At 66.2% G+C, this 26,948-nt stretch carries 24 protein-coding genes; 14 read left to right on the top strand and 10 right to left on the bottom strand.

The window, feature by feature from the left end; translation table 11 throughout:
• The first annotated feature begins 28 nt into the window (after positions 1-28).
• Positions 29-586 (top strand): ATPase domain-containing protein, encoded by a 558-nt coding sequence (locus Q1B08_RS15085; protein ID WP_299820657.1) that lies wholly within the window; start codon positions 29-31, stop codon positions 584-586.
• A gap of 184 nt (positions 587-770) precedes the next feature.
• Positions 771-1,478, top strand: a complete 708-nt coding sequence (locus Q1B08_RS15090) for a sensor histidine kinase (protein WP_299820590.1) — start codon at positions 771-773, stop codon at positions 1,476-1,478.
• A gap of 73 nt (positions 1,479-1,551) precedes the next feature.
• Here Q1B08_RS15090 and Q1B08_RS15095 read toward each other — a convergent pair whose 3' ends face one another.
• Genes Q1B08_RS15095 through Q1B08_RS15105 form a run of 3 tightly spaced genes read right to left on the bottom strand, consistent with a single transcriptional unit; the run spans position 1,552 to position 4,691 of the window.
• Complete coding sequence (locus Q1B08_RS15095) at positions 1,552-3,216, bottom strand: alpha/beta fold hydrolase (RefSeq protein WP_299820593.1); 1,665 nt, start codon at positions 3,214-3,216, stop codon at positions 1,552-1,554.
• 47 nt (positions 3,217-3,263) lie between these two features.
• Positions 3,264-3,899 carry an NAD(P)H-dependent oxidoreductase gene (locus tag Q1B08_RS15100; protein WP_299820596.1) on the bottom strand — a complete coding sequence of 212 codons (636 nt, stop codon included), beginning with the start codon at positions 3,897-3,899 and terminating at the stop codon, positions 3,264-3,266.
• Between the two features lie 36 nt (positions 3,900-3,935).
• On the bottom strand, positions 3,936-4,691 hold the full coding sequence (locus Q1B08_RS15105; RefSeq protein ID WP_299820599.1) for a transposase: 756 nt from the start codon (positions 4,689-4,691) through the stop codon (positions 3,936-3,938).
• 302 nt (positions 4,692-4,993) lie between these two features.
• Between Q1B08_RS15105 and Q1B08_RS15110 the strand changes: the two genes are divergently transcribed.
• Positions 4,994-5,230, top strand: a complete 237-nt coding sequence (locus tag Q1B08_RS15110; protein ID WP_299820601.1) for an integrase core domain-containing protein — start codon at positions 4,994-4,996, stop codon at positions 5,228-5,230.
• A 37-nt stretch (positions 5,231-5,267) separates the two neighbouring features.
• On the opposite strand, the gene Q1B08_RS15115 is transcribed toward Q1B08_RS15110, so the two are convergent.
• Complete coding sequence (locus Q1B08_RS15115) at positions 5,268-6,023, bottom strand: Crp/Fnr family transcriptional regulator (protein ID WP_299820603.1); 756 nt, start codon at positions 6,021-6,023, stop codon at positions 5,268-5,270.
• Between the two features lie 284 nt (positions 6,024-6,307).
• Here Q1B08_RS15115 and Q1B08_RS15120 point away from each other — a divergent pair, with 284 nt between their 5' ends.
• The 9 genes from Q1B08_RS15120 to Q1B08_RS15160 all read left to right on the top strand — a co-directional run bounded on the left by Q1B08_RS15120 (position 6,308) and on the right by Q1B08_RS15160 (position 16,281).
• Positions 6,308-6,964 carry a Crp/Fnr family transcriptional regulator gene (locus Q1B08_RS15120; RefSeq protein WP_299820606.1) on the top strand — a complete coding sequence of 219 codons (657 nt, stop codon included), beginning with the start codon at positions 6,308-6,310 and terminating at the stop codon, positions 6,962-6,964.
• Positions 6,965-7,165: 201 nt separating this feature from the next.
• On the top strand, positions 7,166-8,956 hold the full coding sequence (locus Q1B08_RS15125; RefSeq protein ID WP_299820609.1) for a thiamine pyrophosphate-requiring protein: 1,791 nt from the start codon (positions 7,166-7,168) through the stop codon (positions 8,954-8,956).
• 38 nt (positions 8,957-8,994) lie between these two features.
• A complete protein-coding gene (locus Q1B08_RS15130; protein WP_299820612.1) occupies positions 8,995-10,059 on the top strand; it encodes an enolase C-terminal domain-like protein in 1,065 nt (354 codons plus the stop codon).
• Positions 10,049-11,011: a hypothetical protein gene (locus tag Q1B08_RS15135; protein ID WP_299820615.1), complete on the top strand. Its 963-nt coding sequence runs from the start codon at positions 10,049-10,051 to the stop codon at positions 11,009-11,011. The genes Q1B08_RS15130 and Q1B08_RS15135 overlap by 11 nt, the downstream gene beginning before the upstream one ends.
• On the top strand, positions 10,998-11,660 hold the full coding sequence (locus tag Q1B08_RS15140) for a gluconate 2-dehydrogenase subunit 3 family protein (RefSeq protein WP_299820618.1): 663 nt from the start codon (positions 10,998-11,000) through the stop codon (positions 11,658-11,660). The genes Q1B08_RS15135 and Q1B08_RS15140 overlap by 14 nt, the downstream gene beginning before the upstream one ends.
• Positions 11,657-13,387: a GMC family oxidoreductase gene (locus tag Q1B08_RS15145; RefSeq protein ID WP_299820621.1), complete on the top strand. Its 1,731-nt coding sequence runs from the start codon at positions 11,657-11,659 to the stop codon at positions 13,385-13,387. The genes Q1B08_RS15140 and Q1B08_RS15145 overlap by 4 nt, the downstream gene beginning before the upstream one ends.
• Positions 13,384-15,174, top strand: a complete 1,791-nt coding sequence (locus Q1B08_RS15150; RefSeq protein WP_299820624.1) for a glycoside hydrolase family 15 protein — start codon at positions 13,384-13,386, stop codon at positions 15,172-15,174. Before Q1B08_RS15145 ends, Q1B08_RS15150 begins: the two co-directional genes overlap by 4 nt.
• Positions 15,175-15,181: 7 nt before the next feature.
• Positions 15,182-16,069, top strand: a complete 888-nt coding sequence (locus tag Q1B08_RS15155; protein WP_299820627.1) for an SMP-30/gluconolactonase/LRE family protein — start codon at positions 15,182-15,184, stop codon at positions 16,067-16,069.
• An 8-nt stretch (positions 16,070-16,077) separates the two neighbouring features.
• Positions 16,078-16,281 carry a hypothetical protein gene (locus Q1B08_RS15160; protein WP_299820630.1) on the top strand — a complete coding sequence of 68 codons (204 nt, stop codon included), beginning with the start codon at positions 16,078-16,080 and terminating at the stop codon, positions 16,279-16,281.
• Between the two features lie 412 nt (positions 16,282-16,693).
• On the opposite strand, the gene Q1B08_RS15165 is transcribed toward Q1B08_RS15160, so the two are convergent.
• The 6 genes from Q1B08_RS15165 to repC form a co-directional block, all read right to left on the bottom strand.
• Positions 16,694-18,076, bottom strand: coding sequence for a hypothetical protein (locus Q1B08_RS15165; protein ID WP_299820633.1), 1,383 nt, complete (start codon positions 18,074-18,076; stop codon positions 16,694-16,696).
• Positions 18,073-18,282, bottom strand: coding sequence for a hypothetical protein (locus tag Q1B08_RS15170; RefSeq protein WP_299820636.1), 210 nt, complete (start codon positions 18,280-18,282; stop codon positions 18,073-18,075). The genes Q1B08_RS15165 and Q1B08_RS15170 overlap by 4 nt, the downstream gene beginning before the upstream one ends.
• A 735-nt stretch (positions 18,283-19,017) precedes the next feature.
• Positions 19,018-20,082 carry a sensor histidine kinase gene (locus tag Q1B08_RS15175; protein ID WP_299820639.1) on the bottom strand — a complete coding sequence of 355 codons (1,065 nt, stop codon included), beginning with the start codon at positions 20,080-20,082 and terminating at the stop codon, positions 19,018-19,020.
• Positions 20,079-21,560, bottom strand: a complete 1,482-nt coding sequence (locus Q1B08_RS15180; RefSeq protein ID WP_299820642.1) for an ATPase domain-containing protein — start codon at positions 21,558-21,560, stop codon at positions 20,079-20,081. Before Q1B08_RS15180 ends, Q1B08_RS15175 begins: the two co-directional genes overlap by 4 nt.
• Before the next feature lie 265 nt (positions 21,561-21,825).
• The gene (locus tag Q1B08_RS15185; protein ID WP_299820645.1) at positions 21,826-22,236 is read right to left on the bottom strand and encodes a thermonuclease family protein; all 411 of its coding nucleotides are present in this window, start codon (positions 22,234-22,236) and stop codon (positions 21,826-21,828) included.
• Positions 22,237-22,241: 5 nt separating this feature from the next.
• Positions 22,242-23,426, bottom strand: coding sequence for a replication initiation protein RepC (repC, locus tag Q1B08_RS15190; protein ID WP_299820648.1), 1,185 nt, complete (start codon positions 23,424-23,426; stop codon positions 22,242-22,244).
• Positions 23,427-24,163: 737 nt separating this feature from the next.
• On the opposite strand from repC, the gene Q1B08_RS15195 reads away from it, so the two are divergent.
• Together Q1B08_RS15195 and Q1B08_RS15200 are read left to right on the top strand one after the other, a co-directional pair.
• Positions 24,164-25,777: a hypothetical protein gene (locus tag Q1B08_RS15195; protein ID WP_299820651.1), complete on the top strand. Its 1,614-nt coding sequence runs from the start codon at positions 24,164-24,166 to the stop codon at positions 25,775-25,777.
• Entirely contained in the window at positions 25,767-26,774 is a 1,008-nt protein-coding gene (locus tag Q1B08_RS15200) for a dienelactone hydrolase-related enzyme (protein ID WP_299820654.1), read from the top strand. Before Q1B08_RS15195 ends, Q1B08_RS15200 begins: the two co-directional genes overlap by 11 nt.
• The last annotated feature ends 174 nt before the right edge of the window (positions 26,775-26,948 follow it).

Here is a 26,948-nt window from a genome sequence, read left to right on the forward strand (position 1 = left end):
ACGTTCCGGACGAAGGAACGGGGATCAGATCAAGGGACTAGGGATAGATCGACGCGAGCTAGTCGAGAACGGACTCCTCCGCTCGCGGACGATCGATGCCGCCGAACTCTCCCCGGGCGAATTCTCGCAGCTCGTGCGTGAGGCGCTGGAAGAAGGCCAGGCAATGGTTGTGATGATCGACAGCCTCACCGGCTATTTCCACGCCATGCCGCAGGAGGACGCGCTCCTGACACAGTTGCATGAACTGCGAGCGTTTCTCAGCCAGAATGGTGTGCGGTCGCTCCTGACCATGAGCCAGCACGGCATGCTCGGAGAAAGCATCAAGAGGCCGCTCGAGGCGAGCTACCTCGCCGACACCGTGGTCGTACTGCCCCATTTCGAAGCGGCGGACCGCGTGCGCAAGGCGATCTCGGTGCTCGAAAAACGGCACGGGCACACGAGACGGCGATCCGCGAACAGACGCTGGCACGGGATGCCGAGGTCGCCTGCAACCTTCTGGATCAGGCGGAGATCACATGCAAGCCCGGTCGTAGCATCGCCGAGCTCGACGAAAGCAGTTTCAAAAATCTGGGTGGACTCGTTCTGACGGAAGAGATCCTGACCGACGCGGCGATGGAGCAATTGGCCGGGCACCTGAATGCGCAGGCGTCCTGATCGAGCCTGCCAGTCATCCTGTTGGTCGACACGGAGTGCCGACGGATCGCGATCGGGGTCCGGATCACTGCAAAGCGCTCGCGTCGCGGCCCGGGATCGTGCTGCAGCAGCGGCCAATGCTCATTGCGACCTTCGTGTCGGTCGCCCGTGCGGCGCTCGCGACCCGGCAATGGCAGTTCAGGCTGCGCGACGAGTTCGCAGCGCGCAGGCGAGCCGAGGCCCGAGCGAGAACGCTGGCGGGCGAGATGAAGCACCGGGTCATGGACGTCTTCGCGGTTGCCACCAGCATCGCGTCACAAACCTTTCGCAAGGCTGATACGCTCAATAACGCTTACCAGGCATTTTCTGAGCGGCTGACCTCGATGGCCAAAGCACAGGACCTGATCACCGCCGAGGGCGACAACATGGTGGCGTTCCATCATCTCGTGGAGCAAGCAACCGAGCCCTATCGCCCGCACGGCAAAACCGGTCCCTTCGACATGGACAGGTCACAGGTCCTCCTCCCCGCTCGCAAGGCGATGACCTTTGCGATAGCCCTGCACGAATTTGCCAACAATGCCGCCAAACACAATGCCCTTACCAACGATGCCGAATGCATCAGCATCCGGTGGTGGACCGAGACGTCCGACGGGCGGCCGGAGCTGTTTGTGGAATGGCGCGAGAGCGGCGGTCCCCCGGTTGCGCCGCCCGCGCACCGGGGCCTCGGCTCGCTCCTCGTGGAACGCGCGCTCAGCCGGAATCTGGGCGGCACGGCCCGGCTGGAGTTCGACCCGGGAGGCGTCGTCTGCACGATCCGGGCTGCCATGGCCGAAGTGAAGCGCTGAACTGACGAAGCGGGGTTCGGGCAGACGCGCATTTGCAATCCTGCAGCCAGGTTGGTCATGCCCAAGCTCCTGTTCAGCCGCGACTGCCGACATCGAACTGGTTTCGTGATCTGGACCCGGTATCGCTCAACATCGCACGAACCATCTCCATATCGAGCATGAGGTCGGGGATCAGGCGCTGATGAAAGAACTCGAGGGCCCGTGAGATTTCACTAGGTGCCGCAAGATCCGCTCTGGGCGCTTCCTTCATTAGGCGCTCGGCCTTTCCGATCAGGTCCGCCCGAGCCTTCACGTAAGCCTTGTCGCCGACATGCGGACGCATACCCTGCCATACTCGCTTGAGCAGGGCTGGCCATTGCCCGAGAGAACGGAAATACGTTGCGACCTTGGGATGTTGGTGACGATCGCGAATATCATCGAAGAGCCTGCGCAACTCCTCATCGGCGATCTCTGGATCAACCATCGGGATCTTCTCCGTCCCGTCGGCGACCCCCATCGGTATGGGGGAACCGGCAACCCAGCGATCGGAGCCAGTGGTTTTGTCAAGCAACATGGCAATTAGAAGCAGTTTTGGCAGGACGTAATCAATCGACTCGGTGAATGCCCTGACCCGGTCGATGTCGCCGAGCTCTCGCCAGTCATCTTTTACCGCGTCCGGCATCACGCTCGACCGCACCAGCACGCGCAGTTCGGATGCGGCATCCTCGAATGCCCGGGTACCTGCAATCGGACGAAGATGCGTCCAGGCGCGCTCCAGATAGTCAGGATCGCTGGCCATGACACGAAACAGGAAGTTCACGAATGGCACCCGCAGGACGTTCTGGATGTCCTGATAGATGCCCTGCACCTTCGGGTTTGCCTCGACCGGCATCACTTCCGGGAGGGACGCGAGCGCAGCGCGGGCTGCCGCCAAAGAGTTCTCACCGTCCTGCTTGGAGCCTGAGGCACCTGCTTTGCGTTGCCGCACCTCTTCGAGCAGATCGTTGATCGCAGCGGCCACTGCTTCGGGGTGATCTTCAGGCATGAAGTGCTTCCCCCCTTCCACCCTGACCAACGTGGCGTTGAGATCGCGCGCGAACCACTCGCCATACTTGATCTTTTGAAACCGGTCGGCAGCCCCCCAGACAATCCGTGCCGGAATATCGAGCTGCGAAAGCGCGTCCGCCACCTCCAGCGTGTCGTTTACGTCGAGTGCCGCGACCTGCCGGGCCATGGCCTCTCCCGCACCATTCGTTCGGTAATGGGGCCAATGCTCCTTCAGCGCAGCACCCGCCTGCTCCGCGTCGTCGTGGCCTCGCCGGAAGAGTGCCGCCATGGTCAGGCGCATGGCGGCATCGGGCATCCGACGCACCAATGCCTGCCCTGTCCGCATCGCCTTCACGCTGGGGATCGGCCAGGAATCATAGCCGATGGCGTTGGTCAGAAAGAGCCCGGCACAGAGCTTCGGATGGCGAACCGCCGCGATCTGCGCCACGCCGCCTCCAAGATCATGGCCAGCGAAGATGGCCCGTTCGATCTCCATCTCTTTCAGCCAGTCCACGAGATACTCCGCTTGCCGGCTGACCGAAATGTCCCTGCCTTCTCCCTGCGGGATCGAGGCGCCGTAGCCGACCATCTTCCAAGCCAGGCAACGGGCATCCCCGATCCTCGGGACGACGTGGCGCCACAGCGCGGGAGACGTGGGGATTCCGTGTATGAACACTACGGGAAAGCCGGTTCCGGATTCCTCCCATCGCATCGGCAGGTCGTTGACTGTTCATGTGTGGCTTTCCATTCCAAGGGTCCTCACAGGACGACGCCAGGATACTCGTTTCGCTTCAGCAGCCTGACCAGATGGACGGCGTTCGAGGCCGCGGTCGCCAGGGTCGACGCAACCGCATCGGGTATAGTTTCGAGGTCGACATAGTTCGTCGCCTGCATTGCTTCGCCGACCCAGTAGACACCCGAATTGGCGGGGATGGTGAAGCCGACGTCGTTCACGGCCTGAAAGCAGGCGGCATGGCACGCATGCGCCCCATCCTCGTTTCCAACGACAGCGACCAGGGCAACTTTGCCCGCAGCCGGCATCCTGCCGCGATCATCGGTCTCGGAAAGGAACGCATCCATCCGTTCGAGTACGCGACGGGCCATGCTCGAAGGCTGGCCAAGCCAGATTGGGGTCCCAAGAATGAAGATGTCGGCGGCCAGAAGGCGCGCGCGCAGCTTTGGCCAGTCGTCCCCCGCCCCCATATCGGAGAGAACACCCACCATCACGTTGTGATCCGCGACCCGCTCGGTTTCTCCTGTGATCCCGTGCGGGCGCATGGCACCGAGAAGATCGCCGATCATCCGGTCGGTCGAACTGGGCCGGTCGGAGCCGGAAGGACGCAACGAACAGTTCAGCGCAAAGGCCGTCAGGGCTGGCTGCTCGAGGTCAGACATAAAGGATTTCCTCTCGCCGCAGGTGTGGCGCCATGTTCAACACAAGCTCCAGGAGCCGACTTCGTTCCGCCGAGGCAGGGCATCGCGCAGCGATGCACGAGAGGGGACGACGGCGATGAGGATGTCGCCCAGGCCACGCGCTTTCGGCTCATTCATCGCCCGCAGCCAGAATCCGGCACCTTCGGTCTGCTCGATCCACAGCCCGAGAATGTCCTTGGTGCCGTCCGGCAGGATGCCGAGCGCGATGTGGACTGCCTTGTTTCGCACAAAGCCTTCGTCGCGGATCTTCACCCGGATCGCATCGAGGAAAACCAGCGGATAGCAGATGTCGCGAGGCCGGTTCCGCCGTTCCGCCACCTCCTCCAGCATCGCGTTGGTCACCGCCGAGATCAGGTCCGGCGACACGTCGATGCCGTAGGGTTCCTCGAGATGCATCCCGATCTCGCGCACGCTCCTGCCGCGCGCATACATCGAGATGACCTTTCCGTCGAAATCGGGAAACCGCCGCCGATACTTGGCGATCAGCTTCGGATCGAAGCTGCCGTCCCGATCACGCGGGATATCCAGCGTCACCTTCGACGTGCCCGTCAGCATCGCCTTTTTCGACACGCCGTTACCATGGTTGCCCGCCACCCGACCGGCATCGCCGACCAGATGCTCGTCAAGCTCGGCATTCAGAAGCCGCTCGGATAGCGCCTTCTTCAACTCATCGACCAGCCCGTCCTTCGCAAACAGATCCTGCGGGTCGCGGCCAGCCAGAAGCTGGTCCAACAGATCCTTCTCGATTGCCATGTGATGCTCCTCTCCGTTCCATCATCATGGCCTCACACACAAGATTCCTGACAGTCCCGAGGTCACGGATCGGGTCATACAGACGTTCCTGAGTGACGCAGGACACGCTCTCGAAGGCGCTCCGGGCGCTCATCTTCGGCCAGGCATCTTCGACGGCATCCAGGGCCTCATGAGGCGCAGGCAGGACCTGCTGGAGAAGGGCCATGTGCGAGGCAAGATCGTGCTGACCATCGCTTGAGACCGCCCAATATGCTTCTGCGAAGCACAGGGCACTCGTCGCCAAACACGGCTTCTTCGGCTCCATGAGCCGACGCGGCAACCCTTACGACAACCCGCAGGCCGAGAGCTTCATGAAGACCCTCGAGGCCGGAGCCGTCTACCTCAACGAATACGACACCTACGAAGACGTCACGGCCGATCTGCACGGCTTCATCGAGGACGTCTACAACGCCCGACGCCTGCATTCATCGCTGGGCTATCTCAGCCCGGTTCAATACGAGATCGACAACGCCCGCCAATCGGTCAAAACCGCGACCTGATCCTGTATTGCCTGACCTACGTTTCCTCAGTCGGAACTCACTCCTGGCTCTCCATCTCCGCGAAGTGACGCTGGATCTCTTCGGGAGCGCCTTCCAGGTGGAGGTAACTCGGGTCGAAGCCCGCCATCTTGATGAGCCCGGCCGGGTCGGTCACGTCCAGAACCCCGCCGCTCCATGAGATCAGGTTCTGACGACGCAACTCCTGCAGAAGGCGGTTCACGTAGGACGGGGTTAGCCGCAGGGCCTCGCCCAGTTCCTGCTGCGTCAGGGGGAGTCGCAACGCCGTTCCGTCCGTTCTTCCTACGGCTTCCATTCGCCAGAGAATTTCGCACAGCAGATACGCCACCCGGCTCCTGGCATCCCGTGTCCCCAGAGCGACAATGCGTTCGCGCAGGATCGCCTCCTCCTGCAGCATGCTCCACCACAAGGCCGCCGTTATGCGGGGGTAATCGAAGAACATGCCGAGGATGTCCTCCGTCGCGATGGCCGACACCGTGGTTCGCATCAGCGTCCCGATCGAATGGTCCATCTCCTTCAGCAGGAACACATGGAGATCGCAGATGTCCCCGGGCAACAGGAACGTCAGGATTTGGCGCCGCCCGTCCTGGCTGAGCTTGTAGCGAAACGCCATCCCGGAGGTCAGCACGAAGACGGATCGCGGTCGCTCGCCTTCGGCGACGAGGTCACGATCCGCCTCGAATGTCTCGGTCCGACCGCCGATGTCCTCGAGCTTGCAGCGATCCGCCTGCGAGAGTGGTGCAAAATGCTCGAGCTTGCGGATGAGGTGTTTCAACAGCGACCCCTGAAAACTGAACTGGTATAATGAACGATCGCCAGATTTCCGCAAACTGCGAAGAAACGGCCCCATATCTGCCTGTTCCGGGCAAGCGGGGTGTCACGGAGAGGTACGTGCATTCAAGCTCCCCGGCCCTTCTGCCGGTATCGAAGCGACTGGCTCCCAGCCCTACACCGCGAGCGAAGACAGAAGTTGGACGTCTCCGAGCGGAAGGTCGCGAGGGAACCACTCGTGTTCCCTGGCTGGCGGCACGACGAAACCGTCTTCTGGCATCCTTGCCCATGTGCGACGCCCTGATCCTGATGCCGCATCTGAACCACGTCGATCTGCAGAAGCACCAGTCGCTTGAAGACCCCGGAAAACCCATCGAAGACGTCTGCTTTCCCCTTTCGGCCCTCGTATCGGTGATGGTGTCTGGTGAGCGGACGGGCTGCCATGTCGAAGTCGGCCTTTTCGGCCGGGACGGAATGTCGGGAACGACGGTTCTGCTCGGCGCCGGGCAATCCGCCTATGACATTTCGGTCGCGATTGCGGGGACCGGTCTCTCGCTTCCGGCGACTCGCTTCCGTGAGCTTCTGGAACAGCGGCCGACGATGAGGGCGCACTTTCTGAAATACGTGCATGCCGCGCAGGTGCAGATGGCCCATCTGGCCCTGGCGCAGGGACACGAGACCTTGCAGCCCCGGCTGGCCCGCTGGCTTCTGATGGCGCATGACCGCGTTGACGGAGACGGCCTCGAATTGACGCATGATTACCTGTCGAAGGCTCTCGGCGTGCGCCGCGCCGGCGTGACCCTGGCAATCCATTACCTGGAAGGGTACGGCGCCATCAGGGCGATGCGAGGGCATATCAGAATCCTCGACCGCGAGGGTCTCCTCAAGGTCGCAGGCGGGTCCTATGGCGCGCCCGAGGCAGAGTACGACCGGATGTTCGATTAACCCGCTGTACTGGTGCCCGGAGAGGCCTGAGCCGAGAAGCGTCAGGGGCGCGGCTCCGATCCCGGATACCGTGCACAGGACCGACCTTCGCGGCCTGTACGCTCGCGGCCGGGACCTTTTCGCGCGCTGCACGTTTTGTCGCAGGCACCGCGACCGGCGTCATGGTTGCCACGAACCCCGACCCATGCGGAGGACCCCCCGATGAGCCCCACTGTCAGCGACTTCTTCATCGACCGACTTGGCGCCTGGGGGGTGAAGACGATCTTCGGCTACCCGGGCGACGGCATCAACGGCCTGATCGGCGCGCTCGACCGCGCCGGCGACCGCTTCGAGTTCATCCAGACCCGGCACGAGGAGATGGCCGCGTTCATGGCTTCGGCCTACGCCAAGTTCTCGGGCGAGCTCGGCGTCTGCATGGCGACCTCCGGCCCGGGCGCCGCGCATCTGATCACCGGGCTTTACGACGCCAAGGCCGACCACATGCCGGTCCTCGCCATCGCCGGGCAGCATCCGCGCACCGCGCTCGGCGCCCACGACCAGCAGGAGATCGACCTCGTCTCGATGTACAAGGACGTGGCCTCGGACTTCGTGCAGCAGGCCTCGGTCCCTCAGCAGGTGCGCCACCTCGTCGACCGGGCGGTGCGCATCGCCCTGGGCGACCGCGCCGTGACCGCGCTGGTGATGCCGAGCGACCTGCAGGACCTGCCCTACGAGGCGCCGAGCCACGCCCACGGGATGATGCATTCGGGCGTCGGCTACACCCGCCCCCGCGTGGTGCCGCAGGATGCCGACCTCGCCCGCGCGGCCGAGGTGCTCAATGCCGGAAAGAAGGTGGCGATCCTCGTGGGCGCGGGCGCGCTCGAGGCCACCGACGAGGTGATCGCGGTGGCCGAAAGGCTGCAGGCCGGCGCGGCCAAGGCGCTTCTGGGCAAGGCCGTGCTGCCCGACGACCTGCCTTGGGTCACCGGCTGCATCGGCCTCCTTGGCACAGCGCCGAGCTCGGACATGATGCGCGAATGCGACACGCTGCTGATGATCGGCTCGGGCTTTCCCTGGGCGGACTTCCTGCCCGAGGAGGGCCAGGCGCGCGGCGTGCAGATCGACATCAAGCCAGACATGCTGAGCCTGCGCTACCCGATGGAGGTCCCCCTCTGCGGCGACGCGGCCGAGACGCTGCGCGCGCTGCTGCCGCTGCTCGAGCAGAAGACCGACACGTCCTGGCGCGAGACCATCGCGGAGGATCTCGAGAAGTGGTGGGACGTGCTCGAGGACCGCGCCATGGTCCCCGCCCATCCCGTCAACCCGCAGCGCGTGGTCTGGGAGCTGTCGCCGCGGGTTCCCGCGAACGCGATCGTCACCTCCGATTCCGGCTCCTGCGCGAACTGGTACGCGCGCGACCTGAAGGTGCGGCCCGGGATGATGTGTTCGCTGTCGGGCGGGCTCGCCTCGATGGGCGCGGCGGTGCCCTACGCGATCGCCGCCAAGTTCGCGCATCCCGGCCGCCCGGTCGTGGCGCTCGTGGGCGACGGCGCGATGCAGATGAACAACATGGCGGAGATGATCACCGTCGCGAAGTACTGGCGCCGCTGGGCGGACCCGCGCTTCGTGGTCTGCGTGTTCAACAACCAGGACCTCAACCAGGTCACCTGGGAGCAGCGGGTGATGGAGGGCAACCCGAAATACGAGGCCAGCCAGACCCTGCCCGACGTGCCCTACCACAAGTTCGCCGAGCTGATCGGTCTGAAGGGCATCTACGTCGACGACCCCGACCGCCTCGGCGCGGCCTGGGACGAGGCGCTGGCTACGCCGGGCCCGGTCGTGCTCGAGGTGCGCACCGATCCCGAGGTGCCGCCCCTGCCGCCCCACATCAAGTTCGAGCAGGCGAAGGCCTACATGTCCACGATCGTGAAGGGCGACCCGGCGCAGGGCCACATGATCCGCGACTCCGCCCGACAGGTCCTCGCCAGCTTCCTGCCCGGCGGCCGGGACTGAGTCCCGGGATGCCGGACGCGGAGTCGCCAATCCGATCGGTGCGCGCCACCGCGTACCGGATTCCGACCGACCGGCCCGAGGCGGACGGCACCTATGCCTGGGATGCGACCACGCTCGTCGTGGCCGAGCTCTCGGCCGGGGGCGAAACGGGGCTGGGCTACACCTATGCCGACGCGACGAACGCGGCCCTGATCGCGGGGCCGCTCGCGGAGGTCCTCGAGGGGATGGACGCCTTCGACGTGCGGGCCTGCGTCCGGGCCATGCGGGTCCGCGTTCGCAATCTCGGCCGGGCCGGGCTCGCCGCCACGGCAATCGCGGCGCTGGACGCCGCGCTCTGGGACGTCAAGGCGAAGCTTCTCGGCCTGCCGCTCGCCCGCCTGCTGGGCCAGGCGCGCGCGGCAGTGCCGATCTATGGCAGCGGGGGCTTCACCACCTACGACGACGCGACGCTGCGCACGCAACTCGCGGGCTGGGTGGAGGAGGACGGCTGCCGCTGGGTGAAGATGAAGATCGGCACCTATCCCGGCCGCGACCCGGCGCGCGCCGCCGCCGCCCGCGCGGCGATCGGTCCGGCCGAGCTCTTCGTCGATGCCAACGGCGCGCTGAGCGTCCGTCAAACGCTTGCGATGGCCGAACGACTGTCGGATGTCGGCGTCACTTGGTTCGAGGAGCCGGTGTCGAGCGACGACCGCGCCGGTCTCCGTCGCCTGCGCGACCGGATGCCGGCGGCGATCGACCTGGCGGCGGGCGAATACGTCTACGACCTCGACGACGCGCGGCACCTCCTCGAAGACGGCGCGGTCGACGTGCTGCAATGCGACGCCTCGCGCGCGGGCATCACCGGCTTCCTCGACGTGGCCGCGCTGGCCGAGGCGTTCCATGTCGATCTCTCAGGACATTGCGCGCCCGCGCTGCACCTGCACGCAGCCTGCGCGGTCCCGGAGTTGCGCCATCTCGAGTGGTTTTACGACCATGTCCGCATCGAACGCATGCTCTTCGAGGGCGCGCCCGTGCCGCGGGCGGGGCGGATCGCGCCCGATCTGTCCCGGCCCGGACTGGGTCTCGGATTCAAGCGGAAGGATGCCGAAGCCTATGCGTGCTGAACGTCTTCCCGTTTCCCGACCCGCCCGGCGGCGCATCCCGGTGCCCGGCGCGACGGCCATGATCGCCGCGGGGCTGGGCGCGGGTCTTGCCGGGTGGTGGCTCGCCGCACGGCGGCGGCCGGCGCGGCGCGAGCCGGGCACGCACCGGGCCGCACGGCGCCTCAACGAGGCTTCCGCGCTGCTTGGCCTGTCGGTCATGGCCGATAGCGGGCTCGAGCACTTCCGCGGCGAGTATCATAATCGCGCAATGTTCGCCGCGCCCTCCGTCTCCGGCATCCAGATCGGGGCAAGCGCGCTCGGCGCAGTCTCGGACCCGGCGCGGTGGTCGACTCCGCATCATGCCGTGCAGGTTGCTTCGGCCGCAACGGGCGTGTCGGGGCTCGCCTTCCACCTCTGGAACGTGCTGCGCCGGCCAGGCGGGCTGTCCTGGCAGAACCTGTTCTACGGCGCGCCGGTCGGCGCTCCCTTCGCGCTGACGCTCGCGGGCACGGTCGGCGCCGCGGCCGAGCATGTCCGCGGCGCCGATCCGCACCACACGCGCCTCCTCGGCCGCCCCGCCGGGCCCGCCCTCGCGGCGGGGGCGGCTTTCGGCCTGGGCGGCACCGTGGCGGAGGCGTGGTTGCTTCATCTCCGTGGCGCCTTCCACAATCCGCTGATGTGGCTCCCCGTCACCGTGCCGCCGGTCACGGCCGCGCTGTTGGCCCGCGCGGCGTTCGTCGGCCGCGGCCGGATGCCGGTGACGCGCCGCATGCTCGAGGCGACGGCCGCCCTCGGCTTCGCGGGCTCTGCCTTCCACGCCTTCGGCGTGGCGCGCAACATGGGCGGCTGGCGGAACTGGTCGCAGAACATCCAGAGCGGCCCGCCGCTGCCCGCCCCGCCGAGCTTCACCGGCATGGCGCTCGCCGGTCTGGCGGCGCTCGAGATGATGGAGGCGCGCAATGCCCGGGACTGATCCCCGCCGCGACCGCTTCCCCGGCTACGACGTGACGGCGAAGCGCGATACGCCCTCCTGGAACGCAAAGACCCGCGCCGTGGTGGACGAGCGGCTGGCGATCGATCCCGAGGCGCATCGCTTCTTCGACACGACCGAGTGGCGGACCCTGCGGGCCCTCTGCGACCGGATCGTCCCGCAACCCGCTGACCGTCCGGGCCGCGTGTCCCTCGCTGCGATGGTGGATGCCAAGGCCGGGTCCGGCAAGGGTGACGGATACCGCAACGTCAAGCTCCCACCCCTGGGCGCGGCCTGGCGGCGCGCGCTCGCCGCGCTCGAGGCCGAGGCGAACGCCCGTCACGGCCACCCGTTCTCCGCCCTGCCCGCGACCGCGCAGGACGAGCTGATCGAGGCGATGCGCCGAGGCGATCTGCACGACCTGGCCTGGGGCGACATGCCGCCCGACCTGTTCTTCCAGGACCGTGTCGTGCCCGACGTGGTGAAATCGTACTACGCCCATCCCACGGCCTGGAGCGAGATCGGCTTCGGCGGGCCGGCCAGCCCGCGCGGCTATGTCCGGCTCGGCCCCGACCGCCAGGACCCTTGGGAGGCGCACGAGGATCATGGCGACGGCCACGCGCGTCCCGCCAACGAAAGGATCGGGCGATGAGCCGGGTGCGCCGCCATGCCGACAATCCGGCCCACGCCTTGCCCGGTGACGATCCCGAACACGAGCCCCGCGCGCGGCACGGCCGGGCGCCCGACGTGATGCGACTGGGCGGCTGGACGCCGATGCGCGAACACGGCGAGGACGAACCGGTCGACTTCGTCATCGTCGGCACCGGTGCGGGCGGCGGGACGCTCGCCGCGAAGCTCGCCGAATACGGCTTCTCGGTCGTGGCGATGGATGCCGGCCCCTACTGGCGTCCGCTCGAGGACTTCGCATCCGACGAGATGCACCAGTCCAAGCTCTACTGGACCGACGACCGCATCGTCGACGGCGAGAACCCGCTCCAGCTCGGCGCCAACAACTCGGGCAAGTCGGTGGGCGGCTCCACCGTCCACTTTGCGATGGTCTCGCTCCGGTTCCGACCGGAATGGTTCAAGTCCCGCACTCTGCTCGGCTACGGCACCGACTGGCCGGTCGACTGGCGCGAGATGTGGCGGTACTACGACGAGGTCGAGCGGGTGCTGGCGATCTCGGGCCCGCTTACCTATCCCTGGGGGCCGAAGCGGCCGCGCTACCCCTACCGCGCGCACGAGCTCAACGCCGCCGCGCGGGTACTCGCGCGCGGGGCGGAGGCCATGGGCATCGCCTGGACCGAGTCGCCGATCGCCACGCTCTCGGCGCCGCGCGGCCTCGCGCCGCCCTGCGTCTATCGCGGCTTCTGCACCTCGGGCTGCTCGACCAACGCCAAGCAGAGCGTGCTCAACACCTGGCTCGTCCGCGCCCTCGCCGCCGGCGCCGAGATTCGCGACCTCGCGATGGTCGGTCAGGTCGAGACCGGCGCGGACGGGCGCGCGACCGGCGTGCGCTATCACCGCGAGGGGCGCTGGCGGTTCCAGAGGGCGCGGAACGTCGTCGTGGCGGGCTACGCCATCGAGACGCCGCGCCTGCTCCTGAATTCGGCCAGCGCACGCCATCCCGACGGGCTGGCGAATTCCTCCGGCCTCGTCGGACGCTACCTCACCGTGCAGGCCAACCAGGCCGTCTGGGGCACGAGCGCGGAAGAGATCCGCTCCTACAAGGCCCCGCCCTCGCTCGCGATCAGCGAGCACTGGAACTACGAGGATCACGGCAAGGACTATCACGGCGGCTGGTGCTACATGGCGCAAGGTCCATTGCCGACGCTCTGGAGTTCCACCCTCGCCACCGGCCACGACCTCTGGGGCGATGCGCTCGTGGCCGAGATGCAGAACTACAACCATTCGGTCGGACTGAAGAACGTGGGCGAGTACATGCCGCAGGCGCGCAACGGCGTGACCCTGGCCGACGAGACCGACCAGTACGGTCTGCCGATCGCCCGCGTGACCTATTCCTGGTGCGACAACGACCGCGCGCAGAACGCCCATGCCCGCGCCTTCATGGGCGAGGCGCTCGCCGCCGCCGATGTCCGCGACATCTGGGAGCAGACCAACGACACCTGCCACCTGAACGGCACCTGCCGGATGGGCGACGATCCCTGCACCAGCGTGGTGGACGCCGATTGCCGGTCCTGGGACGTGGACAACCTGTGGGTCTGCGACGGCTCGGTGTTTCCGACCGTGGGCGGGGTGAATCCCTCCCTCACGATCCAGGCCATCGCCTGCCGGACCGCGGACCGCATCCGCGACATGGCCGCCCGCGGCGAGCTCGACCGCCGGGCCCGCCCGCCTGCGCGGGAGCGGGCCCGATGAGCCCGCGGATCGAGGATTACGCGATGATCGGCGACGGACATTCCGCCGCCCTCGTACGGAAGGACGGCTCGATCGACTGGCTCTGCTGGCCGCGCTTCGATTCCGATGCCTGCTTCGCGGCACTCCTGGGAACGGCCGATCACGGACGCTGGCGCATCGCGCCGGCCGAACGATCCGTGTCGTCACGACGATACCGGGCCGACACGCTGATCCTCGAGACCGAGTTCGAAACCGAAGCGGGCGCCGTCCGCGTCACCGATTTCATGCCGATGCGCCCTTGCGACGGCGACCCCGCGCCGACTTTGGTGCGCCTCGTCCGTGGTCTGCGTGGCGTCGTGGAGATGGCTCTGACGCTCGATCTCCGCTTCGATTACGGCTCTTTCACCCCGTGGCTCGAACAGTCTGGGGACGGGACGGTGACAGCCTCGGTCGCACCGCATCTCGCGGTGCTGCGTGCGCCGGTCGAGCTGATCGTCGACGACGCGACGGTGCGTGCCGGGTTCGAGGTCGCGGAAGGCACAGAGCTGGCCTTCGTATTGCGCTACGGGGCGGCACACGAGGCGCCGCCCGGCCCGATCGATGCGGCGAACTGCCTTCGGGAGACGGACGCTTTCTGGACGGACTGGATCGGTCGCTTCGACGGGACGACGGACTGGCCGGACGCGGTGCGTCGCTCCCTCATCACGTTGAAGGCGATGATCCATCGCCCGACCGGCGGTATCGTGGCGGCGCCGTCCACCTCCCTGCCGGAAGTGTTCGGCGGCCGGGAGAACTGGGATTACCGCTATGCCTGGCTCAGGGATTCGACCTTCACCCTGAGGGCGCTGCTCGATGCCGGCTACGAGGCTGAAGCACGCGAGTGGACGACGTGGCTGCTGCGCGCGGTCGCAGGCGATCCGGACAAGATGCGCATCGCCTACCATGTCGACGGCGCACGGCGTCTGGAGGAATGGGAGGTGGACTGGCTGCCGGGCTTTCGCTGGTCGTCGCCCGTCCGGGTGGGCAATGCCGCCGCGGCGCAGCTCCAGCTCGACATCTACGGCGAGGTGATGGACACGCTCTGGCTCGCCTCCCGCACCTGCATGGACCACACCGCGCAGGTCGGGAAGCTGGAGGAAGCGATCGTGGATCACGTCGCGGAAATCTGGCGCGAGCCCGACCAGGGCCTCTGGGAGACGCGCGGTCGGCCCCGCCACTACGTCTATTCCAAGGTCATGTGCTGGGTGGCTGTCGACCGCTGCGCCCGGATGAGCGCGAAAGCAGCCGATCTCGGATCGCGCCGGAAATCGGCCGGCCTGGCGGCGGAAGCGCAGAAGATGCACGACGAGATCTGCCGGGAAGGATTCGACGCGGATCTCGGCCACTTCACGCAACATTACGGCAGCCAGCGGGTGGACGCGAGCCTGCTCCTGCTGCCGCTGGTCGGGTTCCTGCCGGTATCGGACGAACGGATCGCCGGCACGATCGCCGCGGTGGAGGGCGACCTGGCGGAAGACGGGCTGGTGCGGCGCAACGATGCGTCGGACGCGGCATCGAACGCGTTTCTCGCCTGTTCCTGCTGGCTGGCCGATTGTCAGGCGCTCCAGGGCCGGACCGACGCCGCCCGCAAGACGTTCGAGCGCTTCCTGTCGATCCGCAACGATGTCGGCCTGCTGTCGGAGCAGTTCGATCCGCACGCCCGGCGGATGACCGGAAACTTTCCGCAGGCGCTGAGCCATCTGGCGCTGGTTCGGACCGCGTTGAGCTTGTCCAACTCGACACCGGTGCGATCCGACGGGGTTACCTGAGGCGGGCATGATGGAAGAACCGGAGGTGGAGCTGGTCGTCGACGCGCAGGCCCTGATCGGGGAGAGCCCGGTCTGGTCCCCTGCCGAGGGCGCCCTCTATTGGGCGGACGTTTCGGGAAAGGTCCTCTGCCGGACCGACCATGCAACCGGCGCGACGCAACGTTGGCGCGTGCCCGACGATCTGGGCGGCTACGCGATCCTGCCCGGCGGGGACGGCGCCATCGTCGCGCTGCGCTCCGGAATCCACCGGCTCGATCTGCGGACGAACGAGGTGGCGCTCTTGGTCGAGCCGCCCTTCGATCCTCGGACGCACCGCTTCAACGAATGCGGCATCGACCCGGCCGGCCGGCTCTGGCTGGGCGAGATGTTCGACCCTCTGCCCGGTATCGATGCGGAACCGACGAGCGGCCCGCTTCACTCCTTCACGCTCGCGAACGGCCTCGTCACCCATGACGTGAAGGCGCGCACCGCGAACGGCTTCGCCTGGAGCGCGGACGGCACCGCCTTCATGCTCGCCCATACGAACGAGGACGTCATCGAGCGCATCGCCTTCGATGTCGATGCCGGCACGCTGGGGCATCGGTCGGTCTTCGCACGGGTCGACCCACAGATCGGACAGCCCGACGGGGCCTGCTTCGACGCCGAAGGATATTACTGGACCGCCCTTCACGGTGGCGGCCGTCTGCACCGCTACGCCCCCGACGGCACGCTCGACCGCGTGATCCGCCTGCCCGTGGACGATCCGACGATGCCCACCTTCGGGGGACCGGCGCTCGACGTCCTCTACGTCACCACGGCGTGCCACGGACGCGCGGATGGCGACTCGCATGCAGGCGGCCTCTTCCGCCTCCGCCCCGGCCAGCGCGGCCGGCCGACCCCGCCTTTCGGCGGGTGAACGGGCCTGTGACGGAGTTCAACCTCGCGCTGACCATCGTCGGCGCCGTGGTCCTGATCCTCGGCCTTGTCGCGGGCTACGTGAAGAACCGGCTCCTGCGGCGTCTGCCGTGGTGGTGGCTGCTGGGCCGCTGGCTCGAGTCAGTGCCGGGGCGGGTCGACCTCGCCCTGCTGGGATGGTTCGGTCCGATCGGCGTGGCCTCGATCTACTAGGCTATCCTGTCCGAAGACCGCACCGGACTCTCTGAGACCTAGCCGCTCGCCAGCCTCGTCGTGCTGTTCTCCGTCCTGATCCACGGCCTGACGGTCACGCCGCTCGTGCGGCGCCGCGCGCCCCCCGAAGATGCCCCCGCCGACGCGCAGGACCTCCCGGCCTGAGGACGACAGTGGCGCGGCAGTCGCTGTTGGAGCGGGAGGCCTCCAGAATCCCGCCAGAACGATGAAGGAGGCCGAGGTCACGGATCAGGTCATGAGACCCACGCAGATGACCGGGATCCGCGGCGAGAGGGGTCGAGGCGCCGGCGGGACGAACTGGAGAGCGGCCATGTCCCATCCGGGATCGTGTTCCCCGTTGCCCGGAGAACGGGTTGTGCGAAGCCGGACCGGAGTTCGGGCATCCGGTGCGTTATAGCAGCCTTGCTGCGCCCCCCCGGAGCAGCGCACGCATTGCCGCGATGGCGGGCCCGAGGATCGCACTGCCCGTCGCGCCCGGATCGACCCGCAGGACGCGGATCGGGCCGGGGCCCGTCGGCCGCCACCGATCGGCGTGACGCAGCCCGGCGGCAGTTACGAAGATCGTCAGCGTCGGCACGCCCAGGGCAGCGGCGATGTGCTGTCCGGCGGAATCGTAGCCCAGATGCGCGTCCGAGGCCGCGATCACGGCCAGGAACGCGCCCGAATCGGCCTGCCACGTCACCACATCCGCCTCCGCGCCCGGGCGGAGGTGACGACCCTCCGGAAGGTGGCGCACCCGTAGGCCCCGGTCGACGAGCGCCGCGTAGAACGCCTCCGTCGCAGCCCGCGCCGAGCCATCCACCCCGCGCGCGAGCAGGACGCGATGCCCGTCCGCGACCAGCGCGGCGAGCGCCCCCGCCTCGAACTCCGGCCCGACCCGCTTGGCCGGGTTGCCGCCGAACCCGAACCCCGCGGCGACGAGCCGCCGGCCATCGGCTGTCATCGCGCTCCGAAGCCGTCGCGCCCAGGCAGCGTCCGCGAGACGGAGCGGCAGCGGCGTCGTCGGCGCGGCGGCGCCGAACCGGGCGGCGAGCCAGTCACGGGCGATCTGGCCCAGGCACCCCGCCTCCACCTTGCGGCTCGGCAGGCGCCAATAAGCCGCGCGCGGGCCGGACGCGAGCAGGCCTCGCTGCGTGAGCCGGGTGTCGGGATCGATCAGGAGCCAGCGCCCCGGCCCCACCCCGGCCGCCTCCGCCGCGATTGCCTCGCGCAGCCCGACCCAGGCGCCGAGCCGCGCGGCAAGCCCGCCCTGCCGCCCGTCGCCGACCGATACGAACCGCGCGCTCAAGCCCTCGATGACGGGGCGAAGGCTCTCGCGGCCGAACACCACGATCTCCGCTTTCGGCCAGCGCGCGGCCAGCCCGCGCAGCAGCGGGAGCGAGATGGCCAGGTCCGCGCCGAGCGTCCCCCGCGAGATGAGGCCGATCCGGTCCGGCGTGCCCGTCGAGGTGGGGTCGCGCTGGCCCCAGGCGGCGCGAGCGCGCAGATCGGCCTCACCGCCGATCCCCTCTTCCGTCAGCGCCGCGTCAAGCGCCGCGCAGTCAGGGTGCCGCCGGGCCAAGTCGATCACCTGGGCCAGAACGCCCTCGCAGATCAGCGTTCCCCGCCGCGTGAACCCGTCGCAGAGCGGCTCGACCACATCACCGAACAGCGCCTCGGTCGCGCCTTCCGCGCCGTCGAGCGCGAGCGCCGTCAGTCGCACGGTCGCAGCCCGGTCGCCGGTCCGCAGGATGCATGTGGCGAGCGCCGCAGGCGGATGGAACACCTCGTTCACGAGCCCGCCCGCACCGGCCGGGCGAGCAGCGCGTCCGCGGCGTTGGTCCAGAGCGAGATGAGCAGATAGCCACCCGGTCCGGACGGTCCCGCAAGCGCCCGCGCGGCAGTGCGCGCCGCGTCGGAAACGGGGAGCCGCATCGCCGCATCGCCCGCCGCGAAGCCGTGCGCGCGGACCAGCGCGCGGGTGTGCTCGGCCTGATGCATCCGCCGGTCCCCCTTCGGCAGCCGATGGGTGACCGCGCCACCGGCCTCGTCGGGCTCAGGATTTCCTCCGAGTCGATCCGCCAATTCCAATGCAACTGCCTGAACACGGTGTCGAACGGCATGTCGCGCACGCCTCGACCGGCACGTCGTGCAGATTTTCGGACCGATCGAAGCCGGGCAAAAGGGCTGCGATAATCCTTCGGCCACCCCGCGCTTGGCAGCGGGACGATATCGTGCGGCACATGCGACAGCTACCACAGGTAGCTGCCATGCACGTGCCAGATCAGAAGACGGAGCCATTGGGTCATCGCCAAGCAAATTCAAAGGCGAGGTTTTGAGTTGCTCCAGATTGGACCCGAGTACGTTTGCGTACGACGCGGCCGGACAAAGCCCGAGCGCGGCGACGATCTCGAGATACGCCGCTGCGGGCGGCGGTTTTACGGACGAGAATGGATCGGTCAGCACATCCCTGCCGAACTCCCTCAGGGCGGTGCGATGAGGACCGCCTGCGCGGTGAAGCACCTACGCGAAGTCGAGGATCGTCTGGTCCGGGTCAGTCAGCAGGACCTCGCTGCCGGAGTGCCCACCGTCGGATCGCGGGCCACGTCCTCGCCATAGGCCAGGTCGCGGTCGGTGAGGCCAACGGCCAGAACCTTCGGATGCTGCCGAATGCGCCCGGCGCCGCCGGGATCGAGAACGTGGTCTCCGAGGAAAGCGCGCGTTTCCTTTGCCGTCTCAGCCTCCGGTCGCGGGGATCAGGGCCTGGATCGTGCAGACGGCGCCGGACGGATCGAAGGTCAGATCCGTCGAACCGTTTAGATCGCGCGACAGCGCCTGCTTGATGAGGAGGGAGCCGAACCCCCGGCGCGTGGGCGGCTGGACAGGCGGCCCGCCACGCTCCCGCCATTCGAGGGTCAGCTCGTCTCCGTCTGCGGCGGTATTCACGGTCCATCGCAAATCGACGTGTCCGGTACCGGTCGATAGAGCGCCGTATTTGGCCGCGTTCGTGGCCAGTTCGTGGAACGCCATCGACAGGGCCGTCGCCTTCTCCCGCGGGATCAGGACCTTCGGGCCGTCGCCGGCGATCCGCTCGGGGTCTTCGGTCGGCCGGTGGGGCGCGAGCGTCCGGTCGAGAAGCTCCCGGAGATCGACGACGTCGCCCCGACCCGGGGCCAGCAGGTCCTGCGCGCGCACCATCGCCTCCAGCCGCCCGGTGAAGGCCTCGAGGGCGTCGGCCAGGGTCTCCGCGCCCCGAAAGCTCTGCCGCGCGATGCTCAGGGCCAGCGCGTAGGTGTTCTTCACCCGATGCTGCATCTCCTGGGCCAGCGTTTGCGCGCGCGCCTCCGCCGCCTCGCGGGCCTCGAGCTCGTCGCGGAGCTCGAATTGCCGATGCCGGTCGGCGACGGCGGACCGGACAACGGAGACGAGGGTCTCCTCCTGCGTCGGCCGCTGCAGCAGCACCGTGCCGGGACGCGACAGGAGCGGCCGCAGGCGGCTTGCCGCGGCCCCGGCGCGCCGCGCGTGTTCGGGATCGACGAGCAGGATCACGGCGAGGCTCGACCAGGCCGGCGGTGCCGCCAATCGCTCGGACAGCACTGCGACCGCCGGACCGGTCAGCGCCTCCTCGGTCAGTACCAGCGCGCCGACATCTTCGAGCGAGACCGTCTCGAGGTCGGCGACGGCGCGCCCGGCATGGCAGTCGATCCCCGCCTCGCCGAGCGCGGCGCATCCGAGCCGCGCATCCCGGCCCACCGGGGCGAGCAGCCAGACCCGCCGCGCCGCGTCGCCGGTCGGGCTCACTCCGGCAGGTCCGTCGCGTGCCCGAGAAATTCCGGCCGGCCGGAGAGCACGCCGGTGAAGTCGGTGATCGGGTCGCCCACCTCGACCCGGCCGGGAGCGAGCTGCAACTCGCGAATGGTCGTCTCGTGCGGGCCGTAGCGCTTCTTCAGGACCGAGATCGCCTTTCGGACCGAGCCGCTGGCCTCGAAGTGCCGCAGCAGGATGACGGTGTCGGCAAGATAGCTGACCTCCATCGGTCCGCGGACCCGCTCGCCGACCATGCCGTGCTGGTTGACGATCAGGAGCGACAGCACGCCCGTCTGTCCCAGGAAGTACAGAAGGTCGTGCATCTGTGTGATCAGCGCATTCTCCTGCGGCATCGAATGGAAGTAGCCGGTCAGGCTGTCGATCATCACGACCTTCGCGCCGTCCTCCTCGACGGCCCTGCGGACGAGATCGGTGAACTCGGTCGGCGCCAGCTCGGCGGTGCGGACCGCCTGGAGGCGGATCAGGCCCGCCTCGACCAGCGGCCGCAGATCCATGCCGAGGCCCTCGGAGCGCTTCAGGAAGGTCTCCCTCCGCTCGTCGAAGGTGAAGATCGCCGCGCGGTCGCCACGTCCGGCGGCCGCGTAGGCATAGAGCGTCGCAACCGAGGTCTTGCCGGTGCCGGTCGCGCCGACGACCATGCAGGCCGTGCCCGCTTCGAGCCCGCCCCCGAGCAGCGCGTCGAGCTCCCGCGCCCCGCTCTCGACCACCGCGTCCGTCCCGTCCGACGCGTCCGCCTGAGGCTCCAGCCGCGGAAACACGTCGAGGCCGCCGGTCCGGATGCGGAAGTTGTGGCTGCCGCCGTGGAAACTGACGCCCCGCATCTTGGCCAGATGCACGCTGCGCCGGACATCGCCGTAATCGTGCGCGTTCCGGTCGACCACGAGCGTACCGTGCACGAGTTCATCGAGCGCCGTATCCGACGTCTGCCCGCTATCGGTGATCAGGACCGTCGCCCGGCGCGGGGCCAGAAAGTCACGCAACACCAGAAGCTGACGATGGTAGCGCAGTGGCGTGTCGGCGAGATGCCGGATCGTGCTGATGGCGTCGATGACGATGCGGTCGGGATCGGCCCGATCGATTTCGGCCGTCAGCGCCGACATCGTCTCGCCCAGCTCGACCACGGCGGTGTGGAAGATCGTCTGCTCCTCCGCGCCGTCCGGTCCCCCGGCGCCGCGCTGCTCGCTGATCCGAACCCCGTCGAGCGACCACCCGTGCGAGGCCGCGATCTTGCGCAAGGCGCGCTCGGTCTGCGACAGCGTGACGAAGAGGACCGTCTCGCCCCGCGCCACGCCGTCCCTCAGGAACTGCAGTCCCAGCGTCGTCTTCCCCGTCCCCGCACCGCCGCGCACGAGATGCATCTCCCCGCGCGGAAGACCGCCGCCAAGAATGTCGTCGAGCCCGCCGATACCGGTCGGGGCCTTCTCGCTGTCCTCGGGACTCGTGTCGGCCATGTCGGTTCTCCATTCGCTCGAAGCGGCATGGACGGACGATCCGGACACCCCGGGGGGACCCTAACCGGATACACGGGGGCCGACAAACGCGCGGTGATCCGACCGCAGATGGGTTCCGGGTCCTGCCAGCTTACGTGGGGCCCACGCATCCGCAGACGAAGATCGATTTAGAGCACCGCCGTCATTGCCTCTGGCTTCGCCGGTACTCCGACGGCTCGTCCAGATCCTCGAACAGCCAAATCCCGCGCCCGGCCTTCTGCGCCTCCTAGGCCTCGGCCTCGTAATCCGATCCCCGGGCATAGGGGAACACGATACCGTTGCGGACGAGCACTTGGTTCAGCTCCCGCTTGCCGGTGTAGCAGATCGCCAGCGGCCGATCGTAGACGTCGCGCTCGGTGCTTTCGCAGCGGACGGATCGGGGGCCGACCAGCTCGCGAAAGCTGTCCCGCGCCCATGTCCTGCAGTCGATCTCGGCGCCGGCCCACCGGGCGGGCTGTCCCAGCTCGCAGGCGTCGATGCCGACGAGGCGGATATTCACGCCGCCGATGTTCACGTTGTCGCCGTCCCGGATGGTCGGCACGCCTTCATAAACCGTGACGGGGTCCTCGGTGTCGGCCTGGTTGGACGTCAACTGCCATCCGACGCCGGCGGCAAGCGCGACGAGCAAGGCGGCCACGACCCTCAACACGGCTCGGCCTCCTTGTTGAGCAACCCGAACAGGGTTCGGTTCAGGTGGGCGGTGCCGTCCTCGGCCCGTTCCGCCATCCGCCGGACCCATCCCCCGACGGATCGGACCTTTCCGCCCCGTTCGACGCTCTGGGCATCTCCCAGCATGACGATGACGGCGGCGCCGGGCGCACCGATGGCGCCTTGCGCGATGGCCCAGGCGGTCGGGTCAATCCCCAACCTCTTGGCCCGCTCGGAGGCGACCCCCGCGAAGGTATACCACGACGGCTGTCCGTAGAGGTTCATCTCCACCTGCCAATCCTGTGGTGCTGCGCGCAGCACTTGCGGGAGGCTCACGTTCTCCAAGCCGCATGTCGCCGGTTTGGTAGGTTGCCGGTTCTCCGGTTCCTCCTTCTTCCCTGCCGGTATCGCCTGATTACAGGGATCTGAGTTTGTTTGATCTGTAATGTATTGCTGGCCTGGATCTGCCGGTCGGGCGGCATCAATCTGCCGATTAGGACTGATTGCGGCAATGATCCGATCGACCTTATCCACAACCAACCTGAGGGCTTCGATCCCGAGCCCTTCGAGACGCCGGGGCAGTTCGGTCCAGATTGACGCGAGGTCTGCGGGCAACTGTTCCGCGCCCAATATCCGCCGGACGATTCCGCGCTTCCGAGAAACCTGGCGGCCGAGCTGCAACCGATCATTATAGGCGTCCTGCTTCCGCGCAGCTTCGTAGGCCAACTCATCTGCTTGGTCGTACAAGGGGGAGAGGTCGATCCCGGCAATGTCGATGATTCTGCCGGTTCTGTCGCGCTCTACATAGCGTCGGCCGTTATCGAGGCAGAGGTTTTCGACGATGCCGACTTTGCCCAGCCTGGCGATCTGGTCGCGCAGCGTCCGGCCTTTGCAGCCGAGTTTATTACCGAGGAACTGCGCTGATGCAGGGCAGATGGGCTTGGGCGCATCGTTCGGAATGTGCCCGATCAGGGTATCCAAGAGGTTCTTCAGGTTCCCTCTGATCTTGCCGACGTAGATCGCGTCTCTGGCCGCTTTGAAGAGAACGGCCTTCCGAACCTCGTGTGGCGTCTCACCGTCACGCTGACGTGAGGCCAACGTGGCAACTGTGTCACTGTTCGCTTGGCGGTCCGGCAAGGCCGGACCTTTTGCAAGGCTCTGTATGGATTGGTCTCTCACTGCTCTTGTCCTGTCGAAAACGTGTGGGACAAGGCGGCTGAGGCATGGCTTTCCCGTTCGCACGGGTGCGCTTTTTTCTTGCCTCGATTGTCGGGGGAGACTAAAACCAATCCAACATCTCATGATGGACCGTCAGGAACGCCAATTCCTTGGTTCTAGAGCCCCCCTCGCTTGGTCGCCGCCTTGCGGGGGGTTTCGCTTTTTGGGGTTGTGTCCTGCTGCCTCTTGATTCTTGTCTTGTCCGTTCCCGAGCGTAGCCGGTCAAGGAAATTGGAGCAATTCTGGCGTTAACCGGTCAGCGCTCCTACGCCTTTAGCGACATCGCCCTTCTTGGTCCGGAACCCTATCTTCGTCCGTTGCAGGACGGTGCAGGGATCGGTGCTTCAGTTCACTTCCCTTCCTCAAAGACCCTGAGCGGTGCGCGGTGCTTGACGCTGCGTTAACGCTGTTTTTCACGCGGATTGCCTCAGGTTGTATTGTGGTCTTACTAGGTGCTTTTAGAAAGATAGAGAGCCTATGTCCAACAGGATGGTCTGTAGCCGTGTACAGGTCCTGTATTTTACTATAGGAAGAATTCTCCAATTGCTAGCCGAGAACGCTGGCAAAGGGTCGCGATGCGGTTGGGCTGCCCCGGCGTCACTACACCTCATGGCTGTTAGATGCGTTGCGGTCGTTAACTAAATCACGTCCTACTACGAAGGCATACGAAACAGCACGAAACGGAACCCTGCAGAGCCTTGATTAAAAACGGAAAATATTTTGTTCCACCGGGTGACGGCGAGCACGATTTCAAGGCGCTGTTCAAGCGCACTGTAAGTGCTGGGGCTGGAAGGCCCGTCGACAGCGAGGGTTTCCCGCAAGGATCATGGACACCTGATGCTCTTGCGGAAGCGATTTCGCAGCTCGAGGCCAATCGCGCTGGCATCGAGCTGCGGACGGTTCAGCTATGGTTCCAAGACAACGAAAAGGGCATCAGCGCCGACAATATCCGATGGCTGGCAAGGGTCTTCGGATGCGATGATCCTGAGGCGACGAGTGCTTGGCAGGCCGAACTCAGCGCATCTCAAGCGCGCTTGACGGCCAAGCGCCGTCAGATGCGTCGACACAAGGACGACGAGCAGATCGTTCCTCAGCAGTGGGATACCGATCAGCCGGTTGTCCTCGAAACTGTCGAATCCTCAGATCCGACGACGGCGGAAGGCCAAACAGCCGAGACCACGGTGGAGCGCACTAGCCTTGCTCGCGCTTCGGAGGCGCTCTTCAGTCAGGGATCGCCCCTGAACCTCCCGGTGACTGTGTTCGCCGGGGCAGTCTCTTTGCAGTTCTTATCCCTGTTTCTTGACATTAGCAGCGTCACGTACACGCGCGATGATGGCATCATCAAGCAAGTGGGGTTTCTTTGGGCACCCAACTGGACGATTCTTTTCATTATCTTCCTGCCGCTGTTCCTGGCCTTCGTCGTTGACTTGTTGGTGTTCTGGCGACGGGAGGGACGCGCGGAACTATCCGGTCTGGGAAGCCGGAATGAACTCCTCAAAGGATGGGAGCGGAAGGTCGGCGCATCCTCTTATACTTTTTGGGCGGCGTTTCTGGTCAACATTGGGTTTGCCGGTATTTTCCAATGGGTTGACATCAGATTACTTCCCCTACTGACTGGTGAAGATGACCATGCAGTAGACTGGGGGTCACTGGCTCTAGTGGACCCGGACGCGATCGGTGTGTCTCAGCAGATCGTATTCACCGGTCTCGCCTACTTCTACATGTGCATTTGCTTCTACTTGTTCTTCACGGGCCTCATCCTGCTTTATACCCTGGTGCACGATTTCTCGGAGATCGTGCACCAGCGAGGCAGTAAGGTAGGCGGTGATCCATCGCGGGTCAGCAAAATCGAACTGAGGATCATGCAGGGAATATTCCGCTGTACGATTCTGGGTTTGCTTATCGCGATCACCATGAAGCTACAGGCGTTGTACGTCACGACCACGGCGTCAAATGTACCGCATTGGCTGCTGATAGACGGGCTTTCGCTCATGCCTGGTGTCAGCGGGACGATTGGGTGGGGCGATTATGCCACCCCCACGAACTACACGAGCTTGGTAGTCGCGCTCTCGACATGCACGGTGTTCTTGTACGGCTTCGTTCGAATTGGGCTTAGTGGGCCATACCGCGCTGCTGTGGTGAAGATGATGGTCGTCGTGGTGCTGGAGGTCTTGGCCTATCTGTCGATGGGCGCATTCAGCGGCTTCTCAGTTCTTCTCGTCCTTGGGATACTGCTTGCTACTTACGGCTTGTTCGACCCGGGTTTTGGCACCGGTCAGGTTGCGACAAGGGGCACACGGGATGTTACATAAGTGGCTTGACGAGCGGGATGAGCGCCGCGCACGGCGCGGCGACGAAGACAAAAAAGTGACCGATCTGGCCCTAGACGCGGATCTCGCGTTTTCTGCTGCTCAGAATGTGGACAGCATCGCGGAGTTTTGCGCTCACGCGGATCATGCCGTCGCCAACTCAGTGAGCTTCTATGGGTGGGATGGGGACACATCGGACGTGGTTTGGGAGGATGGGTGGATAACCTTTCCTTCGAGCCTTGAGACCGACATCGTCGAGAACAACACTGTTCGGGCAAAGGTGACGCAAGGCAGGTCGTCGGACCATGCTCTTGTGGTCTTCCATCACTGGAACGCTCCATCGCGCAAACCTCAACTCGCCCAATTCTTCGCTTGGCAAGGGATCACGGTGGTCGAGGTCGCTATGCCCTATCACTTGGAGCGTAGTCGCCCGGGCTCTTCTCACGCTGATTACATGCTCAGTCCGAACCTCGGACGCACGATCCAGTCCATGCGACAAGCGGTACTGGATGGGCGCAAGATCGTCGGCATCCTGAATGATGCTGGCTACAAGAAGGTCTCAGTCCTGGGGATGAGCTTGGGCTCCTGGGTGGCTGGTCTGGTAGCGAGCCACGAGCCGATGATCGGGAAAGCGGTGTTGCTCCTGACGGCGGGAAGCCTCGCAGATATGGTATGGACGGGGCGCGCTACGCGCCACATCCGAGCAAGTCTCGAAGGGAAAGTCGAGTTATCCGAGCTTCGCAAGGCTTGGGCTCCACTCAGCCTTGAGAGCTATTCCGGTCAACTGGCTCGGTCGGACCTCGCGCTCCAGCTCGTGTTGGCCGAGAGAGACACAGTGGTGCTGCCGCAGGTTTCGCGCCAGTTGATCGAGACCCTGAACCGGTCCGGTGCGACGCCAAAAGTGCTGAACCTGGATTGCGGGCACTACTCCTTGTCGTTGCCACCTTACATCCTGCGCGCTGGCTTCGCTGGGTCGCGCCTTCTCCATCGTCAAATCTGAAAGCGGTCCGAACCGGGAGCGGGTTCGTAGGAGGCATTTGCCTACTGCGGCGCGCGCCGCTGGCCACGTTCCACAAAAATCCGCTTCAGGAAAATATTAAAGCGGTTTGCGTTTAATCAGGCGCGTATCCTGCGGCACTGAAGAAGTTCAGGCACTCCTTGGGATCGAACAGGC

This window comes from uncultured Jannaschia sp., from assembly GCF_947494025.1.
GTDB lineage: Bacteria > Pseudomonadota > Alphaproteobacteria > Rhodobacterales > Rhodobacteraceae > Jannaschia.

Coding starts and splice junctions, on each gene's coding strand:
- Q1B08_RS15180 (WP_299820642.1), bottom strand. CDS start 21,560: ATGGCCGACACGAGTCCCGAGGACAGCGAGAAGGCCCCGACCGGTATC.
- Q1B08_RS15100 (WP_299820596.1), bottom strand. CDS start 3,899: ATGTCTGACCTCGAGCAGCCAGCCCTGACGGCCTTTGCGCTGAACTGT.
- Q1B08_RS15110 (WP_299820601.1), top strand. CDS start 4,994: ATGAGCCGACGCGGCAACCCTTACGACAACCCGCAGGCCGAGAGCTTC.
- Q1B08_RS15170 (WP_299820636.1), bottom strand. CDS start 18,282: ATGCATCAGGCCGAGCACACCCGCGCGCTGGTCCGCGCGCACGGCTTC.
- Q1B08_RS15140 (WP_299820618.1), top strand. CDS start 10,998: ATGCCCGGGACTGATCCCCGCCGCGACCGCTTCCCCGGCTACGACGTG.
- Q1B08_RS15125 (WP_299820609.1), top strand. CDS start 7,166: ATGAGCCCCACTGTCAGCGACTTCTTCATCGACCGACTTGGCGCCTGG.
- Q1B08_RS15120 (WP_299820606.1), top strand. CDS start 6,308: ATGTGCGACGCCCTGATCCTGATGCCGCATCTGAACCACGTCGATCTG.
- Q1B08_RS15145 (WP_299820621.1), top strand. CDS start 11,657: ATGAGCCGGGTGCGCCGCCATGCCGACAATCCGGCCCACGCCTTGCCC.
- Q1B08_RS15135 (WP_299820615.1), top strand. CDS start 10,049: ATGCGTGCTGAACGTCTTCCCGTTTCCCGACCCGCCCGGCGGCGCATC.
- Q1B08_RS15155 (WP_299820627.1), top strand. CDS start 15,182: ATGATGGAAGAACCGGAGGTGGAGCTGGTCGTCGACGCGCAGGCCCTG.
- Q1B08_RS15105 (WP_299820599.1), bottom strand. CDS start 4,691: ATGGCAATCGAGAAGGATCTGTTGGACCAGCTTCTGGCTGGCCGCGAC.
- Q1B08_RS15200 (WP_299820654.1), top strand. CDS start 25,767: ATGTTACATAAGTGGCTTGACGAGCGGGATGAGCGCCGCGCACGGCGC.
- Q1B08_RS15090 (WP_299820590.1), top strand. CDS start 771: ATGCTCATTGCGACCTTCGTGTCGGTCGCCCGTGCGGCGCTCGCGACC.
- Q1B08_RS15095 (WP_299820593.1), bottom strand. CDS start 3,216: ATGCGATGGGAGGAATCCGGAACCGGCTTTCCCGTAGTGTTCATACAC.
- Q1B08_RS15150 (WP_299820624.1), top strand. CDS start 13,384: ATGAGCCCGCGGATCGAGGATTACGCGATGATCGGCGACGGACATTCC.